This is a genomic window from Bordetella petrii (assembly GCF_020991325.1).
GTDB lineage: Bacteria > Pseudomonadota > Gammaproteobacteria > Burkholderiales > Burkholderiaceae_B > Bordetella_A > Bordetella_A petrii_E.
Map to the genome: position 1 here is coordinate 1 of NZ_JAJMLX010000512.1, position 1045 is coordinate 1045.

Below are 1045 nucleotides of genomic sequence, written 5' to 3' on the forward strand. Positions count from 1 at the left end.
CCCCGCCCCAGCCCGCGCCCGCCAAGGTCGCCACGGCGCCCAAGGCGGCCAAGCCGCCGGCGCCGAAGGCTTCCTGCGCCAATTGCGGCGTGGTCGAAACCATCCGCCCCATCCAGGTTCCCGCCCAGAGCAGCGGCGGGCACAACATCATCGGGACGGTGGCCGGTGGCGTGGTCGGCGGCATCGTGGGCAACCAGTTTGGCGGGGGCAGCGGCAAGGACGCCCTGACCGTGGTGGGCGCCCTGGGGGGCGCTTTGGCAGGTCATGAAATCGAGCGTAATATCAGACAGCAACAGACTGTGACGCACTACGAGATGCTCGTGCGCATGAACGACGGCAGCACCCGCACTTTCCGCAGCTCGCAGCCGTTTGCCTATGCCTCGGGCGATCACGTGCGGGTCGAGAACGGCCAACTGTTACCGCGCTAGCCACTGCCTGGCGCGCTACTGGAGACTGAATGCCTGAATCGAACACCAACCCGTTTGTCCTGCCCGGCCTGGGGCAGGACGGCGATTTGTCCGGCAATCCGCTGCTGGCCAGCATGGAGATGATGCGCAAGGCCTGGGCGGGGCTGGCGGGCCCCGGCGGCCTGGCGCAGTCGCTGCCCATGGGGCCGCCCATGAACCTGGAAGACCTGGAGCGCCGCATCGCCGACCTGCGTACCGTGGAAAACTGGCTGCGCATGAACCTGTCGATGCTGAGCAGCGCCATCCAGGGCCTGGAAGTGCAGCGCGCCACTATTGCCACCCTGCGTTCCTTCGTGGGCGGCGCCGCCGCCACGGGCGAGGCTTCGCCGCTGGAAGTGGCCCTGGGCCTGAAACCCGCCCCTGCGGCGCATTCCGCCACGCCTTTCGGTTCGGGGCAGCAGGCCGCGGCGGCGGGTGATGCCGCCGGTTCCTCCGCCACTGCCGACCAGGTCAACCAGGCCGCCCAGTCGGCGTCGCAGGCCTGGTGGAACCTGTTGCAGCAACAGTTCAACCAGATCGCGTCGGCCACGGCTGCCAGCATGCCCGAGGCGGCGCGCACGCCGCCGCCGGCCGGGGCC

General features: G+C 69.8%; 2 protein-coding genes. Both read left to right on the forward strand.

From position 1 onward, the window contains the following. Positions 1-428, forward strand: a 428-nt coding sequence (locus LPZ50_RS25025) for a glycine zipper 2TM domain-containing protein (RefSeq protein WP_230665522.1), incomplete at its 5' end; no start/stop codon positions are given. A gap of 29 nt (positions 429-457) precedes the next feature. Further along, positions 458-1045, forward strand: a 588-nt coding sequence (locus LPZ50_RS25030) for a PhaM family polyhydroxyalkanoate granule multifunctional regulatory protein (RefSeq protein WP_230665523.1), incomplete at its 3' end; no start/stop codon positions are given.